This is a genomic window from Methylobacterium terrae, assembly GCF_003173755.1.
GTDB lineage: Bacteria > Pseudomonadota > Alphaproteobacteria > Rhizobiales > Beijerinckiaceae > Methylobacterium > Methylobacterium terrae.
In genome coordinates this window covers 1-15,000 of record NZ_CP029553.1, presented here as the reverse complement: position 1 = coordinate 15,000, position 15,000 = coordinate 1, and the positions used below count along the sequence as shown (strand labels likewise).

17 protein-coding genes (1 of these 17 only partly in view) are annotated in these 15,000 nt (G+C 70.0%); 10 read left to right on the top strand and 7 right to left on the bottom strand.

Annotated elements, in window-relative coordinates; translation table 11 throughout:
• From DK419_RS00085 to DK419_RS00060, 6 genes are all read left to right on the top strand, one after another.
• On the top strand, positions 1 to 108 hold the 3' portion of the coding sequence (locus tag DK419_RS00085; protein WP_109957300.1) for an ABC transporter substrate-binding protein. Its footprint begins 885 nt before the window's first position; only the last 108 of its 993 coding nucleotides appear in the window; its start codon lies off the left edge, out of view; it ends in the stop codon at positions 106 to 108.
• 49 nt (positions 109 to 157) lie between these two features.
• Complete coding sequence (locus DK419_RS00080) at positions 158 to 940, top strand: ABC transporter permease (protein WP_425352687.1); 783 nt, start codon at positions 158 to 160, stop codon at positions 938 to 940.
• A 1-nt stretch (position 941) separates the two neighbouring features.
• Positions 942 to 1,787 (top strand): ABC transporter ATP-binding protein, encoded by an 846-nt coding sequence (locus DK419_RS00075; protein ID WP_109957298.1) that lies wholly within the window; start codon positions 942 to 944, stop codon positions 1,785 to 1,787.
• A gap of 185 nt (positions 1,788 to 1,972) precedes the next feature.
• Positions 1,973 to 3,082 (top strand): Ppx/GppA phosphatase family protein, encoded by a 1,110-nt coding sequence (locus tag DK419_RS00070; protein ID WP_109957297.1) that lies wholly within the window; start codon positions 1,973 to 1,975, stop codon positions 3,080 to 3,082.
• 80 nt (positions 3,083 to 3,162) lie between these two features.
• A complete protein-coding gene (locus DK419_RS00065) occupies positions 3,163 to 3,936 on the top strand; it encodes an RlmE family RNA methyltransferase (protein WP_109957296.1) in 774 nt (257 codons plus the stop codon).
• Positions 3,933 to 4,244 carry a hypothetical protein gene (locus tag DK419_RS00060; protein WP_245442767.1) on the top strand — a complete coding sequence of 104 codons (312 nt, stop codon included), beginning with the start codon at positions 3,933 to 3,935 and terminating at the stop codon, positions 4,242 to 4,244. The genes DK419_RS00065 and DK419_RS00060 overlap by 4 nt, the downstream gene beginning before the upstream one ends.
• 309 nt (positions 4,245 to 4,553) lie before the next feature.
• Here DK419_RS00060 and DK419_RS00055 read toward each other — a convergent pair whose 3' ends face one another.
• Complete coding sequence (locus tag DK419_RS00055; protein ID WP_109962025.1) at positions 4,554 to 5,435, bottom strand: LysR family transcriptional regulator; 882 nt, start codon at positions 5,433 to 5,435, stop codon at positions 4,554 to 4,556.
• 87 nt (positions 5,436 to 5,522) lie between these two features.
• Here DK419_RS00055 and DK419_RS00050 point away from each other — a divergent pair, with 87 nt between their 5' ends.
• Both DK419_RS00050 and DK419_RS00045 read left to right on the top strand, forming a co-directional pair.
• On the top strand, positions 5,523 to 6,950 hold the full coding sequence (locus DK419_RS00050; protein ID WP_109957295.1) for an MFS transporter: 1,428 nt from the start codon (positions 5,523 to 5,525) through the stop codon (positions 6,948 to 6,950).
• Positions 6,947 to 7,648, top strand: a complete 702-nt coding sequence (locus tag DK419_RS00045) for an alpha/beta fold hydrolase (RefSeq protein ID WP_109957294.1) — start codon at positions 6,947 to 6,949, stop codon at positions 7,646 to 7,648. Before DK419_RS00050 ends, DK419_RS00045 begins: the two co-directional genes overlap by 4 nt.
• 269 nt (positions 7,649 to 7,917) lie before the next feature.
• On the opposite strand, the gene recQ is transcribed toward DK419_RS00045, so the two are convergent.
• The gene (gene recQ / locus DK419_RS00040; RefSeq protein ID WP_109957293.1) at positions 7,918 to 9,759 is read right to left on the bottom strand and encodes a DNA helicase RecQ; all 1,842 of its coding nucleotides are present in this window, start codon (positions 9,757 to 9,759) and stop codon (positions 7,918 to 7,920) included.
• An 87-nt stretch (positions 9,760 to 9,846) separates the two neighbouring features.
• Between recQ and DK419_RS00035 the strand changes: the two genes are divergently transcribed.
• Both DK419_RS00035 and DK419_RS00030 read left to right on the top strand, forming a co-directional pair.
• Positions 9,847 to 10,086 (top strand): type II toxin-antitoxin system VapB family antitoxin, encoded by a 240-nt coding sequence (locus tag DK419_RS00035; RefSeq protein ID WP_109957292.1) that lies wholly within the window; start codon positions 9,847 to 9,849, stop codon positions 10,084 to 10,086.
• Positions 10,086 to 10,487 carry a type II toxin-antitoxin system VapC family toxin gene (locus DK419_RS00030; protein WP_109957291.1) on the top strand — a complete coding sequence of 134 codons (402 nt, stop codon included), beginning with the start codon at positions 10,086 to 10,088 and terminating at the stop codon, positions 10,485 to 10,487. Before DK419_RS00035 ends, DK419_RS00030 begins: the two co-directional genes overlap by 1 nt.
• A 6-nt stretch (positions 10,488 to 10,493) precedes the next feature.
• On the opposite strand, the gene recF is transcribed toward DK419_RS00030, so the two are convergent.
• The 5 genes from recF to dnaA all read right to left on the bottom strand — a co-directional run bounded on the left by recF (position 10,494) and on the right by dnaA (position 15,000).
• On the bottom strand, positions 10,494 to 11,639 hold the full coding sequence (gene recF / locus DK419_RS00025; protein WP_109957290.1) for a DNA replication/repair protein RecF: 1,146 nt from the start codon (positions 11,637 to 11,639) through the stop codon (positions 10,494 to 10,496).
• 12 nt (positions 11,640 to 11,651) lie between these two features.
• A complete protein-coding gene (locus DK419_RS00020) occupies positions 11,652 to 11,948 on the bottom strand; it encodes a type II toxin-antitoxin system RelE/ParE family toxin (protein WP_109957289.1) in 297 nt (98 codons plus the stop codon).
• On the bottom strand, positions 11,945 to 12,193 hold the full coding sequence (locus DK419_RS00015) for a type II toxin-antitoxin system ParD family antitoxin (protein ID WP_109957288.1): 249 nt from the start codon (positions 12,191 to 12,193) through the stop codon (positions 11,945 to 11,947). The genes DK419_RS00020 and DK419_RS00015 overlap by 4 nt, the downstream gene beginning before the upstream one ends.
• Before the next feature lie 43 nt (positions 12,194 to 12,236).
• Positions 12,237 to 13,358, bottom strand: coding sequence for a DNA polymerase III subunit beta (gene dnaN, locus DK419_RS00010; RefSeq protein ID WP_048432113.1), 1,122 nt, complete (start codon positions 13,356 to 13,358; stop codon positions 12,237 to 12,239).
• 139 nt (positions 13,359 to 13,497) lie between these two features.
• Positions 13,498 to 15,000: a chromosomal replication initiator protein DnaA gene (gene dnaA / locus DK419_RS00005; protein ID WP_109957287.1), complete on the bottom strand. Its 1,503-nt coding sequence runs from the start codon at positions 14,998 to 15,000 to the stop codon at positions 13,498 to 13,500.

Sequence of the window (15,000 nt, the reverse complement as noted above, 5' to 3'; positions counted from 1 at the left end):
GGCAAGATGGTCAACCCGCCGAAGGGCGACGCCGAGTGGGTCAAGCTCGACCTGCTCGAGAAGGCGAAGGCCGAGCTCGGCGCCAAGACGAACACGAAGACCAATTGAGCCGGTCCGGGGATCCGACGTGAACCGCCTCTCCGCCTTCCGCGGCGCCCTGCTGCCGGTCGGGCTGCTGATCCTCTGGGAGATCGCCAGCCGGGCCGGCCTGTTCTCGGCCGTCGTTCTGCCGCCGCCGAGCGCGGTGGCGGTGCGCTGGTTCGCCAGCCTCCTGCCGGCCCTGCCCTACGATCCGGCAACGCAGAGCTACACCGCCTGGCTGTTCTCGGGCGAGCTGCCGCACGACGCGGTGGCGAGCCTGAGCCGCGTCGTCGCGGGCTTTGCCATCGGCGTCGGCCTCGCGCTGCCGGTCGGCCTCCTGATGGGCACGAGCGACCGGCTCTACGGCCTCGTCAACCCGCTCCTGCAGATCCTGCGGCCGATCCCGCCGATTGCCTACATCCCGCTCGCCATCGTGTGGTTCGGCCTCGGCAACCCGCCGGCCCTGTTCCTGATCGCGCTCGGCACCTTCTTCCCGGTCCTCGTCAACACGGTGGCGGGCGTGCGCCAGGTCGATTCGATCTACGTGCGTGCCGCGCGCAACCTCGGGGCGAATTCCTGGACGATGTTCCGGCGGGTGATCCTGCCGGCGGCGAGCCCTTTCGTGCTCGCCGGCATGCGGATCGGCATCGGCACCGCCTTCATCGTGGTGATCGTCGCCGAGATGATCGCGGTCTCCGACGGGCTCGGCTACCGTATCCTCGAGGCGCGCGAATACATGTGGTCGGACAAGATCATCGGCGGGATGCTGACGATCGGCATCCTCGGCCTCGTCATCGACGGCGCGATGTCGCGCTTCAACGACCACCTGCTGCGCTGGCACCGCGGCCTGGAGCGCTGACATGACCGCAACGGCAACCCTCCGCCGGCCCGAGCCCGCCCCGGCCGCGCCCGGCGCCGCCGAGATCACGATCGCGAACGCCTCGAAGGTGTTCGGCTCCGGCGCGGGCGCCGTGGTGGCGCTCGAGAACGTCACCGCGTCGATCCCGAGCGGGCAGTTCGTCTGCCTGCTCGGGCCCTCGGGCTGCGGCAAGTCCACCCTGCTCAACGCCATCGCGGGCTTCTCGCCGCTGACGTCGGGCGAGATCCGCATGGCCGGGCGCCCGGTCGTCGATCCGGGCCCCGACCGCGGCATGGTGTTCCAGGAATACGCGCTGTTCCCGTGGATGACGGTCGAGCAGAACATCCGCTTCGGCCTCGACATCAAGGGCGTCGCCCGGCCCGAGGCCGACGGGATCGTCGCCCGCATCGCCGGGACGCTCGGCCTGTCGGACTTCCTGTCGCGCTTCCCGAAGGAGCTGTCGGGCGGCATGCGCCAGCGCGTCGCCATCGCCCGCATCCTGGCCCTCGATCCGCCGGTGATGCTGATGGACGAGCCGTTCGGCGCCCTCGACGCGCTGACCCGGCGTACCCTCCAGGACGAACTGCTGCGGATCTGGGCCGAGTACCGCAAGACCATCGTGTTCGTGACGCACTCGATCGAGGAGGCGATCTACCTCGCCGACCGCATCGTCGTGCTCACCTACCGCCCGGGCCGGATGAAGCGCGACCTGATCGTGCCGCTCCCCCGCCCGCGCGACACCGCCTCGACCGAGTTCAACGCGTTGAAGCGCGAGCTCGCCGGGCTGGTGATGGAGGAGCAGCAGCGCTTCACGCGGGCCGAACTCACCGGCTCGGCGGTCGACTGACCGGCGACGCGCCGACGGTCGATCGATCGCAACCCGGTCGACCGCGTCCGAATCTTCACGGGAGATGGCGCCCGGCGCGGCACGATCGCTGCTTTGCGTTCCGCCCGGAGACACGTAAGCTTCCCATCATGTGATGGACTTGTCGCCCCGCGAGGGTGCGAACGTGAAGGATGTCGGCATCGCCGATGAGGGATGAGACGGCCGTCTCCGTGCCGGCGCGCGCCGCGGAGTATGCCGAGACAGCGCGCGCGACCGCGCCTCCGCCACGCCCGGCGGGGGATGATGCTTCACGCCGGCAGGAGCGGCGCGCCTATGCGGCGCTCGACCTCGGCACCAACAATTGCCGGCTCCTGATCGCCGAGCCGGCCCCGTACGGGTTCCGGGTGATCGACGCGTTCTCGCGCATCGTGCGCCTCGGCGAGGGCCTGGGGACCACCGACCGCCTGAGCGACGACGCCATCGACCGCACCGTGGACGCGCTCGCGGTCTGCCTGGGCAAGATGCGCTCCCGCGGGGTGGTACGGGCGAAGTCGATCGCCACCGCGGCCTGCCGGCTCGCGGTGAACGGCCCGGCCTTCGTCGAGCGGGTGCACCGCGAGGTCGGCCTCGACCTCGAGGTGGTGGACCGGCGGACAGAAGCCTACCTCGCGGTGACCGGGTGCGCCGCGCTGGCCGACCGGCACGCCGAATCGGTGGTGATCTTCGACATCGGCGGCGGCTCGACCGAGATCGTCTGGCTCGACGGCTCCGCCGCGCTCGCCCGCAGCGCCGACCCGACCTTGCGCATCCGCGCCTGGGATTCGCTTCCCGTGGGCGTCGTCACCCTGGCCGAGCGCTACGGCGGGGCCGACGTCACCCGCCCGGTCTTCGAGGGCATGGTCGAGGAGGTCGCCGACCGCCTGACCAAGTTCGCGCTGATCGCAGGCGCCGCCGCCCACGCGCCGAACTTCCACCTGCTCGGCACCTCCGGCACGGTGACGACGCTCGCCGCCACCCACCTGCGCCTGCCCCGCTACGACCGGCGGCGGATCGACGGCCTGTGGATGCGCGACCGCGAGGTCACGGACGCGATCGACGGCCTGCTCGCGACCCGCCTGTCGGACCGGGCGCAGAACCCGTGCATCGGCCGCGACCGGGCCGACCTGGTGCTCGCCGGCTGCGCCATCCTGGAGGCGATCCGCCGCGCCTTCCCGTCCGAGCGCCTGCGCATCGCCGATCGCGGCCTGCGCGAGGGCCTGCTGATGAACATGATGCGCGAGGACGGGGTCTGGCGCCGGGGCGTGCGGCCGGGCTGATGCGGCTCCCCGGGCTTGCGCCCGCGCGCCCGGGGCGTCATTGGCCTTGAAGGTTTTTCGATCATCGAAGGTCAAGGCATATGAGCGATCGTCGCGGCGGCGGCGTCCGGGGAGACCTGAAGCAGCGGGTGAAGACCGGGCGCGGGCGCACGGTCTCCTCCAAGCTCTGGCTCGAGCGCCAGCTCAACGACCCCTACGTGGCCCGCGCCAAGCGCGAGGGCTACCGCTCGCGGGCCGCCTTCAAGCTGATGGAGATCGACGACCGCTTCCGGCTGCTGCGGCCGGGCCAGCGGGTGGTCGATCTGGGCGCCGCGCCGGGCGGCTGGTCGCAGGTCGCCGCCGCGAAGGTCGGCAGCCATCCGGGTGCGCCGGCGCCGCGGGGCCGGGTGGTCGGCATCGACCTCCTGGAGATCGAGCCGATGCCGGGCGTCGATTTCGTCACCCTCGACTTCCTCGATCCGACTGCGCCGGGGCTGCTCACCGAGATGCTGGGCGGGCCGGCCGACGTCGTGATGTCGGACATGGCCGCCAACGCCACCGGCCACAAGAAGACCGACCACCTGCGGATCATGGGGCTCGCCGAGACGGCGCTGGCCTTTGCCCGCGAGATCCTGGCGCCGGGCGGCACCTACCTCGCCAAGGTGCTCCAGGGCGGGACCGAGGGCGGCCTGCTCACCGACCTCAAGCGCGATTTCTCGAACGTACGCCACGTCAAGCCGGCGGCGAGCCGGGCCGATTCGAGCGAGCTCTACGTGCTGGCGACCGGCTATCGCGGCGCCGAGGCGACCGACGGGCCATATCGCGAGGCCGGGGACGGCGAGGCGGAGGACGAGGCACCGGGCTGGCGGCCGTGACGCCGGCGGCGGCGATCGATCGCGCCCGGGCGCTGCTCGTCGCCGAAGGATTCGTCGAGGTCGGCCAGGGGACCCGCGGCGAGAGTTTTTATTTCAGTCTGCCTGGGGCCGAGGGACAGCTGCGGGTGGCGAACCACCCCCGCACACCGCGCCAACGGCTCAAGCATCCCGAGGTCGTGGCAAGCCTCGTCGTGGCCGAGCCTTTATCGGAGGCAGCGCTTCGTGGCCGCCTGAGCGCGACCCTGCGGGATTTTCGGGCGCGGCGGGGGCAGCCAACGATGGCGATCAAGCCACCCCGACAGCTGTGAGGCGAACGCTGTTTTCCTGTCCTGTCCAGGAGAGGGCCTGCGACTCTGCGTCGATCCGGTCGGCTACGGGAGCGGCGGCTTTTGACTCCGTACGTCCGTTTCGCATTTCACGCTCGAATGGACGGAAAACAGGTGTTTTCCGTACATCCAGGATACTTGGCTAAGCATACCGGCTGCACCCTGACGGACGCTGCAGGGAACTAATTTCGACATCACTCGGACAATCAAGCTTTCATCAGGATATGACTAAGATCATTCAGAAAGCGCCTCTTTCGCCATAATTTTAGGGCGGGATTTGGCGCGCATTGCTTAATCGACGTGCTGCCGTGTAGCCTCCGCAATAGCTTTCGCCAACGCGGCCACCAGCCGCCCGCCGCTGCGGTTCTGACGTTCGAGTAGGCCGATACGCCGCGTCAGCTGCGGCTCACCGAACGGCAAGCAGATGATCGGCAGTTCGGCGCGCAACTCGTCGGACATCGAGATGATGGAGATCCCCAGCCCCTTCTGGACCATCTTGATGATGGTCTCCGGGCTGCCCAGCACCATCTCCTCACGCACGCTTACCCGAAGCCGGCGCAGCTCGTGATCAATCGGCCGACCCGACCACGCCCGGCTGTCCAGGCGGATGAATGGTTGCTCGGCCAGCAGCTTGCGGGGATCCTGCCGGCCGAGCTCGGCAGGGGCGATCAGCCAGAAACGATCCTCGTAGAGCGGTGTCCAGAACAGGTTCGCTGGATGCGGCCGAGTGGGCTCGAGCGTGACGGCAACATCCAGCTCGCCGGCGGCGATCTGGTGCGCCAGCTCGCCGGACAGGCCGTAGGCGACGTGGACACGGATGCGGGGGTGGGCGCGGTAGAGTGCCACCAGCGCGTCCGGGAGGAGGCCCGACAGCACACTGGGCATGGCGCCGACCTTGAGACGGCCGACCAGCGAACGCTCATCGCTCAACGCCTCGGGGATCTGATCGTAGAGCGCCAGCACCTCTTCGGCCTTGGCGAGCACGATCTTGCCCGCTTCGGTGAGCGCTGGTCGCCGGTGCGACCGGTCGAAGAGCTGAACGGCGAACTCCTCCTCGAGCGCCTTCACCTGCAGGCTCACGGCGGATTGCGTCAGCCCGATCGCCTCACCGGCCCGGGCGAACGACCCATGCCGGACGATGGCTTGCAAGGTACGGAGGGCACGCAGCGACATGGACCCAGTCTTATGAGAAAACCTCATCAAAAACACGAGTTTTAAGAATTTTTCCTGGTTGGTTCCCGGCGGTATTCTGGCTCCATCATGAAGGCAACCAACCCCACCCGACCCACCCCTGCGGAACGGATCTCGTTCCCCGCGCTGCTCGCGGTGCAGCTCGGCGTGACGATCGTCACGCTGGATATCTCGCTGACCAGTACGGCCCTGCCGGCGGTCGCAACTGGCATCGGCGCCAGTGCGGCGAGCACGATCTGGATCGTCAACGGCTACTATGGGGCGGTCGTCGCCGCGCTGCTGCCCCTGGCGGCACTGGGCGAGATCCACGGGCATCGCCGCATCTTCTTCGCCGGGCTGCTGGTGTTCGCGCTCGGCTCGCTGGCCTGCGGGTTCGCTGCCTCGCTGCCAGCGCTGACCTGCGCACGGGCCGTCGTCGGCATTGGCGCGGCGGCGGTCTCGGCCACGACTCCCGCCCTGATCCGCACGCTCTATCCCCCGTCCCAGCTCGGACGCGGCCTCGGGTTCTATGCGCTGGTGGTCGGTGTCGCGTTCTCGGTCGGGCCGACGGTTGCCTCCGCAATCCTCTCGGTCCTGAGCTGGCCTTGGCTGTTCCTGATGAACGTGCCCCTGGCCCTCGCGACCGTCGCGCTGGCCCTGCGCGCTCTGCCGGCTACGGAACGCAACGTGCGGCCCTTCGACGGCTTGTCGGCGGCGCTCTGTGCGGGTCTGTTCGCCTCGCTGCTGTTCGGGATCGCCGGCATCTCTCACCAGGCTGGCTGGCAGCCGGTCGCGCTCGCTCTAGGGGCTTCGGCCGCCTGCGGCTACGGGCTCCTGCGGCGCGAGGCCGGCCACCCGGCGCCGATCCTCGCCGTCGATCTGTTCCGCATCCCCGTGTTCGCGCTGTCGTCGGCCACCTCGATCTGCGCCTTCACGATCCAGGGTCTGGCCTTCGTGGTGCTGCCCTTCCTGCTGCACTTCCGGCTCGGCTACAGTCAGGTCGAAGCCGGCTTCCTGATCACCCCCTGGCCGGCCACCCTCGTCCTGATGACGATGGTCGCGGCGCCCCTGAGCGACCGCATCCAGCCCGGCCTCCTGGGTACGATGGGTCTAGGCATCGTCACCCTCGGGCTCGTCGCCCTGGCCTTGCTGCCGGCCCAGCCCAGCGTCCTCGACATCGCGTGGCGGCTGATGCTCTGCGGCGTGGGGTTCAGCTTCTTCCAGTCACCCAACATGCGGGCGATCATGAGCAGTGCGCCGCGGGAGCGGAGCGGCGGCGCCAGCGGCATCCTCGCCGCGTCGCGCCTGATCGGGCAATCGCTCGGCGCCGCGGCCGTGGCGATCTGCCTGTCCGTCTCGCCGGAACGGGGGATCGACGCGGCCATCTGGATCGGTGCCGCCATGGGCGCGCTCGGCAGCGGGATCAGCGTCCTGAGGGTGCTGCCCAGGATCGCGACGACCACGCACGGTCATGGCCTCAAGGCGGCAGCGCCGTCCACCCCCGGACATGCGCTATGAGGCTCCCCATCGTTCTCATTCCCGGCTTCATGGCCGATGCCACGCTCTGGGACGATCTGCTGCCGGATCTTCAGGCTCTCGGACCGATCGCTCACGCCGATCTCAGCCGTGTCGCCTCCATCGGTGAGATGGCGCACGACGTCCTGGCGGCGGCTCCGGCGCGCTTTGCTGTCGTCGGCTTCTCGATGGGCGGCTACGTCGCCCGTGAGGTCGCGCGTCTTGCCCCGGAGCGGGTGCAGGCTCTCGTGCTGGTGGCGACCTCGGCCCGGGCCGACACGCCAGCGCAGAAGAGGCGCAAGGCGTTCGCCGTGAACACCGTGAACCCGGCCCACTTCACCGGGCTGAGCCGCGGCGCGGTGCTGAGCTCCCTGCACCCCGACCGCGCCGGCGACGCGGCCATGGTCGAGCGCGTGCGAGCCATGAGCGAGCGGGTCGGCGGCGAAGTGTTCGTGCGCCACGCGACACCGGAGCGGGCCAGCGACCTTGAACAGCTGGCCGCGATCCAATGCCCGACGCTCGTCATTGCGGCGGATCACGATGCCCTGCGCAGCCAGAAAGAAGCTCACGAGCTGCGGGAGGGGATCAGAGGAGCTACGCTCACCCTCATCGAGGGGTCGGGGCACATGATCCCGATCGAACAGCCGGCCGCATTGGCTGCGGTCATGGTGTGCTGGTTGCGTGAACACGCTCGCCCGTGACGCATGTGGGGCCGTACAGATCGATGGCCGACGCGTGACCACCTCATTCCAGAGGCTCGTCCTGCGATCAACGAACGACTACTAACCAACCCCATGCGGTCATTCCGCATCTCAGGCTCGGCTGTACGGAAAACATGTGTTTGCCGACAGGAGAAGCCGCCAACCACGAAACGCATCGACCTCCCCCATGGAGGCTCTGTGCCAAACCCTGTCGGATTGATGCGACGTGCGGAAACGCGGCTCGAGGGGTTTTCCGTGGGGAGCCCCGGTCACCCCGCTCTCTTCGCGTCCGCCAAGAACTCCGCCACCGCCTCGACGAAGGGCTGCCCGTAGGCGTCGCGCTTGCGCTCGCCGACGCCGTGGATCGAGCGCAGGGCCCAGAGATCGACGGGTTTGGCGCGCGCCATCTCGATCAGGGTGCGGTCGGGGAAGATCATGTAGGCGGCCACGCCCTCCTGGCGGGCGAGCGTGGCGCGCAGGCCCCGCAGGTGCTGGAACAGGGCCTCGTCGGTGTCGGACAGGCCGAGCGTGTCGTCGTCCTGCGTCGCGCGGCGGCGCTCCTTCGGGGCTTTCGGCTCGGGGTCGGGGCGTAAGCTCACCGGCTCGCGGCCGAACAGGATCGCCTCGCCCTTGTCGGTGAGGGAGAGGCCGCCGTAGCCGTCGCCGTTCTCCGCCACCGCGCCCGCCGCGAAGAGCTGGCGCAGGATCGCCCGCCAGGCCGCCACCGGCTTGTCGGAGCCGACCCCGAAGGTCTTGAGCTGGACGTGGCCGTTGCGGCGGATCTGCTCGCTCTCCTTGCCGTGGACGAGGTCGCAGATATAGGCCGCGCCGAAGCGCTGGCCGGTGCGCACCACCGCCGAGAGCACCTTCTGGGCCGCCACCGTGCCGTCGATGAGCGAGACGCCGCCGCGGCACAGGTCGCAGCGGCCGCACGGCTGGCTCTGCTCGCCGAAATAGCCGAGCAGCGACTGGCGCCGGCAGGTCGCGCCCTCGCACAGAGCGATCATCGCCTCGAGCTTGCGCCGCTCGACCCGGCGGCGGTCGTCGGGCACCTCCTTCTCGTCGATCTGGCGGCGGCGGAGCGCCATGTCGTCGAGGCCGTAGAGCGTGAGCGTGTCGGCCGGCAGCCCGTCGCGGCCGGCGCGGCCAATCTCCTGGTAGTAGCTCTCGATCGTCGAGGGCATGTCGGCGTGGCAGACGTAGCGCACGTCCGGCTTGTTGATGCCCATGCCGAAGGCGATGGTCGCCACCACCACGACGCCGTCCTCCTGCAGGAAGGTGTCCTGGTTGCGCATCCGCACGGTCTGCTCCAGGCCGGCATGGTAGGCGAGCGCGTTGAAGCCGTCGGCTTGCAGGATCTCGGCGATCTGCTCGGTGCGCTTTCGCGACGAGCAGTAGATGATGCCGCTCTCGGCCTTGCGCGGGCGCAGGAAGCGCGAGAGCTGGCGCGTCGGGTGCTCCTTCGGCGCGAAGGTCAGGCGGATGTTCGGCCGGTCGAAGGAGTGGACGAACAGCTCGGGCTTGCGGCCGCGGGGAAACAGCCGCTCGGAGATGTCGGCCCGGGTCGCGGCGTCGGCGGTCGCGGTCAGCGCCACGGTCTGCACGTCGCCGAGCGCCTCGCGGGCGCGCGCGAGGTCGCGGTATTCGGGCCGGAAGTCGTGCCCCCATTGCGAGACGCAATGCGCCTCGTCGACGGCCAGCCGCCGCACGCCGGCCCCCTGGAGCGCCTCGATCAGTCCCTCCATCAGGAGCCGCTCGGGCGAAACGAAGAGCAGGCGCAGGGTCCCCTGGCGGATGCCGCGCCAGGTCTCCCGGGCGCTCGATTCCGACACCGTCGAGTTGAGGGTGCCGGCCGCGACGCCGAAGGCCTCCATCTGCTTCACCTGATCGTGCATCAAGGCGATCAGCGGCGAGACGACGACGGTCAGCGACTGCTCCACCAGGGCGGGGAGCTGGTAGGTCATCGACTTGCCCGAGCCCGTCGGCATCACCGCGAAGACGTCGCGCCCGTCGAGCACGGCACCGATCACCTCGGCCTGGCCGGGACGGAAATCCTCGTAGCCGAAGGTTTTTCTCAAGGCGGCGCGGGCCTCGTCGAGGCGGTCTGTCATGGGGGTTCGATCGCTCTGCGCGGCCTTGCGACGGAGCGCGAGGCGTGTAGACATGCTAGCGACGGTGTCTACACAGGATCGCGTCCCATGTCGCTCAACATCCGCAGCCAGGAGGTGAATCAGCTGGCCGACAAATTGGCGATGATGGCCGGCGTGAGCAAGACGGAAGCGGTCCGCCTGGCGCTGGCTGCTGAGATCGCCCGCCGCGAGGAATCCGTTCCGCTCGTCGAGCGCATCAAGCCGATCCAAGATTATATCGCGTCGTTCCCCCGCACCGGGCTGAAGGCGGACAAGGCCTTCTTCGACGATCTGAACGGCGAACCGTGATGTTCGTCGATGCCTCGGCGATCGTCGCGATCCTGCTCAAGGAGACCGGGGCGACCGATCTGACCAATCAGATCGATGATGCGCAGGATCCGGTCACTTCGACCCTCGCGGTCTTCGAAGCCGTCACGGCGATCAGCCGCGAGGCTGGCCTGTCCGTCGAGGATGCCGAACGGCAGGTGAGGGGGTTCATGGCGATCAGCCGCATCGGGCTCGTTGCCGTCGCAGAGGCCGAGGTCAACGGCGCCCTCTTGGCTTACGCCCGCTACGGCAAAGGGCAGGGCCATCCCGCGCGGCTCAATCTCGGCGACTGCTTCTCCTATGCGTGCGCGGCCGTCCGCGGCCTGCCGATCCTGTTCGTCGGCAACGATTTCAGCCGCACGACGCTGCCGCCGACGCTCTGAGGCCGTTCAGGCGCGCACGCTCCCCTCCGCCACCTGCACCATGTCCGCCCGCCCGCCCAGTTCCCCGAACAGCACCGGATCGGCCCCGGTCATCCAGACCTGTCCCGGCAGGGCTTCGAGCGCATCGAACAGGCCGGCGCGGCGGCGGGGATCGAGATGGGCCGCGACCTCGTCGAGGAGCACCAGGGGAGGCAGCCCGCTCATGCCGGTGACGAGGCGGGCATGCGCCAGCACGAGGCCGATCAGCAGCGCCTTCTGCTCGCCGGTCGAGGCGGTAGCGGCGGGCACGTCCTTGGGGCCGTGGCGCACCACGAGGTCGGAGGCCTGCGGGCCGGCCAGCGTCCGGCCGGCGGCGCGGTCGCGAAAGCGGTTCTGGCGCAACGTCGCGCGGTAGCGGTCCTCGGCATCGACCGCCGGCCAGACCGCCACGAGGTCGTCGATGTCGCCCTCGAGCCGCACCCCGGCCCAGGGGAAGGGCGAGGCCTCGTCGCGGGTCGCGAGGATCAGGCTGTCGAGGCGCTCCACCGTCTCGCGGCGGGCCAGCGCCACCGCGACGGCGAGCTCGGCCACCTCGCGCTCGACGGCGTCGAGCCACGGCCCGTCGTCGGGTCGCTCCTCCAGCAGGCGGTTGCGCGAGCGCAGCGCCCGCTCCATGGCGTTGACCCGGGCGCCGTGGCCGGCATCGACGGCCAGCACCAGCCGGTCGAGGAAGCGGCGCCGGTCGCCGGCGGGCCCGCGGAACAGCGCGTCGAGATCGGGGGTGAGCCAGACCACCCGCAGCTGCTCGGCGAAGGCGGTGGGCGAGGGCACGGTGGCGCCGTCGATGCGGCAGAGCCGCCCGCCGCGCTCCTCGCGCCCCCGCGGCGGCTCCCAGGCGGTGCCGATGCGGTGGTCGCCGTTCGGTCCCTCCAGGGTCAGCGACACCGCGAACCCGCCGGCACCCGCTTCCCGCGCCATCGCCGAGAAATCGGCCCGGCGCAGGCCCCGGCCCGGGGCGAACAGCGACAGGGCCTCCAGGATGTTGGTCTTGCCGGCCCCGTTCTCCCCCACCAGCGCGACGAAGCGGCGACCGACCGCGAGGTCGAGATCGGCGTGGTTGCGGAAGTCGCGGGCGATCAGGCGGGTGACGCGCAAGGGGTCGGGCTCGGTCATTCCCGGGCCATATCACAGGTCGTCGTCGAGGCCCGCCATGTCGCGTGCGCCGTGGATGATGCGATCGATCATCACGATCTCGGTCTGGATGCGGTACAGGATCAGGTAGTTGCCCGCGACCAGCATACGCACGTCAAGGCCGATCTCAGGAGCGGGTTTGCCGCGGAACGGATGGAACGCGAGGCTGAGGCAGCGCTCCTTGAGCGCGGCGACGAATCGTCGAGCCCGAACAGGGCTATCGGTCGCAATGTAGTCGCCGACATCCCTAAGGTCCTTGGCTGCGGGCGCGGAGATGACGACGCGCCTCACGCCTCGCTATCCGGGCTCCTGTAGCGTTCTTCCAACTCGGCGAACACGCTCTCGGCCGGCTGATAGTTGCCGCCCTCCACACCTTCGCTCCAGGCCTGTCGGAGACGCGCGATCTGGGCCTCCCGGCTGCTCAGCAGACGCAGGGCCTCTTCCACGACCTCGCTCTCCGAACCGTACCGGCCGGTTCCGACGAGGGCATCGAGAAGGGATGCGGAAGGGGAATCGAGGGACACGGATTTCGACATGCCATGAATGTGCGCGCGACTCTCGCCGCGCGCAATCCCGGCCTCACACCCGCATCGGCATCAGCACGTAGAGGGCCGGCGCGCCCTCCCGGTCCTGGATCACCGTCGGGGAACCCGGATCGGCGAGGCGGAACAGGGCGGTGTCGCCGTCGAGCTGGGCGGTGATGTCGAGGAGGTAGCGGGCGTTGAAGCCGATATCGAGGGGGCCGGATTCGTAGTCGACGTCCAATTCCTCCGTCGCCGAACCCGAATCCGGGTTGTTGACCGAGAGCGACAGGCGCCCGTCGGTCATGGCGAGCTTCACCGCGCGGCCCCGCTCGGACGAGATCGTCGAGACGCGGTCGACCGCCTTGGCGAACTGGTCGCGCTCGACCGTCAGGCGCTTGTCGTTGCCGGTCGGGATGACGCGCGCGTAGTCCGGGAAGGTGCCGTCGATGAGCTTCGAGATCAGGGTGACGCCCGACGAGAAGCTGAACCGCACCTTGGCGGACGAGATCTCGACGCCGACGGTCTCGCCGCCATCCTCGACGAGCTTCTGGATCTCGGCCACGGCCTTGCGCGGCACGATGATGCCAGGCATGCCGCCGCTGCCCTCCGGCGCCTCCATCTGGACGCGGGCGAGGCGGTGGCCGTCGGTGGCGACCGCCCGCAGCTTGAGCGACCCTTCCGCGTCGATGGTGTGGAAGAAGATGCCGTTGAGGTAGTAGCGCGTCTCCTCGGTCGAGATCGCGAACTGGGTCTTGTCGATCAGGCGCTTGAGGTCGGCGGCCGGCAGCTCGAAGCGGTGCGGCAGCTCGCCGGCGGCGAGATCGGGGAAGTCGGCCTCCGGCAGGGCGCCGAGGGTGAAGCGCGAGCGGCCCGAGCGGATCAGCATCTGGCCGGTCTCGCCGCTGGTCTCGAGCGAGACCTGGGCGCCGTCGGGCAGCTTGCGCACGATGTCGTAGATGACGTGGGCCGGCACCGTGATGGCGCCGCCGTCGACCACGTCGGCGGGAATCGTCTCGGTGACCTCGATGTCGAGGTCGGTGGCCTTCAGCTGGAGGCCGTCCGGCCCGGAGCGCAGCAGCACGTTCGACAGGATCGGGATCGTGTTGCGCCGCTCCACGACGCGGTGCACGTGGCCGAGCGACCGAAGAAGGGCCGCGCGCTCGACGGTGACTTTCATCAGGGTGATCCGTGTCTCGAACGACCGACCGTTCAAGGCCGGCAACCGCAATCGTTGCCCCGTGCGTGCACGGGACGGGAATTTTGGCGAAGGCGCTCCCCGAAGGCAAGCCGGGGGCCCGGACGGGCCCCCGCTCTCCTCAATCCTGGAGCATCCGCTTCAGGAGCTCGACCTCGTCGCAGAGCGCCGTGTCCTCGCCGATCGCCTTCTCGATCTTGCGCACCGCGTGCAGGACCGTGGTGTGGTCGCGCCCGCCGAAGCGCCGGCCGATCTCCGGCAGGGAGCGCAGCGTCAGCACCTTCGAGAGGTACATGGCGATCTGGCGCGGCTTGACCACCGCGGCGGTGCGGCGCTCGGAGAGGATGTCGGAGCGCGAGACGTTGTAGCGGCTCGCCACCAGCTTCTGGATGTCCTCGATCTTCACCCGCTTCGGCTCGCGGTTCTTCACGAGGTCGCGGATCGCCGTCTCGGCGGTGTCGAGGGTCACCGGCGCGCCGGTGAGCGTCGCGTGGGCGAGCAGCCGGTTGACCGCGCCTTCGAGGTCGCGGCCGTTGGCGGTGATCGCCTTGGCGACGTACTCGGCGACCGCAGGACCCACCTCGAAGGCCGGGTGCGACGCCCGCACGGCTTCCAGGCGCGATTGCAGGATCGAGGCGCGCAGGGCCTCGTCGAGGGTGCCGATCTCGACCACCAGGCCGCCGGCGAGGCGCGAGCGCACCCGCTCGTCGAGGGCTTCGAGCTCCGTCGGCGGCCGGTCGGCCGCCACCACCACCTGGCGCCCGGCATCGATGAGCGCGTTGAGGGTGTGGCCGAACTCGGCCTGGATCGAGCGGCCCTGGATGAACTGCACGTCGTCGAGGATCAGGACGTCGATCGCCCGCAGCTTCTCCTTGAAGGCCAGCGCGCTCTGGGTCTTCAGCGCGTTGACGAAGCCGTACATGAAGCGGTCGGCGGTGAGGTAGATCACCCGCCGGCCGGCATTCTTCACCGCGTGGCCGATGCCGTGGAGGAGGTGGGTTTTCCCCAAGCCCACGCCGGCATGGAAGTAGAGCGGGTTGTAGAGGGCGGGGCCCCCGTCGTGCCGGGCGACCCGCTCGGCGGCGGCGTGCGCGAGCGCATTCGAGCGGCCGACCACGAAGCTCTCGAAGGTCAGGCGCGCGTCGAGGGGGGCGCCGCCGAGATCGCCCTCGGGGGCGGGCCCGCGGGCGGCGCGCTCGGGCTCGGGCATCTCGGCCGCCGGGCCGGGGGACGCGACCGGACGCGGGCTGGCGGCGGGCTTCTGCACCGCGGCCGCGCCGGGCCGGGCCGGCGCCATCGCGCCGCGCACCCCGACCTCGAGGCTCTCGATGCCGTCCGCCTCGCTGCGGAAGGTGGCGAGCACCCGGTCGAGGTAGTGCGACTCGATCCAGCTCTTGAGGAACCGGGTCGGGACGGTGAGGCGGGCGACGCCGCCGGAGACGTCCTGCAGTTCGAGCCGGGCGAACCAGCTCGCGAACACGTCCTCGCCGAGTTCCGCCCGCAGGCGGCGCTTCACCCGCTGCCAGGCCCCCGCGATCTCGGCACCCGCAGTCTCGCGGCCGTCGTCGCCGTTGCCGCCACGGCCGGAGCCGACCCCTGCCGCCAAGCTGCCGTCAACACGCAT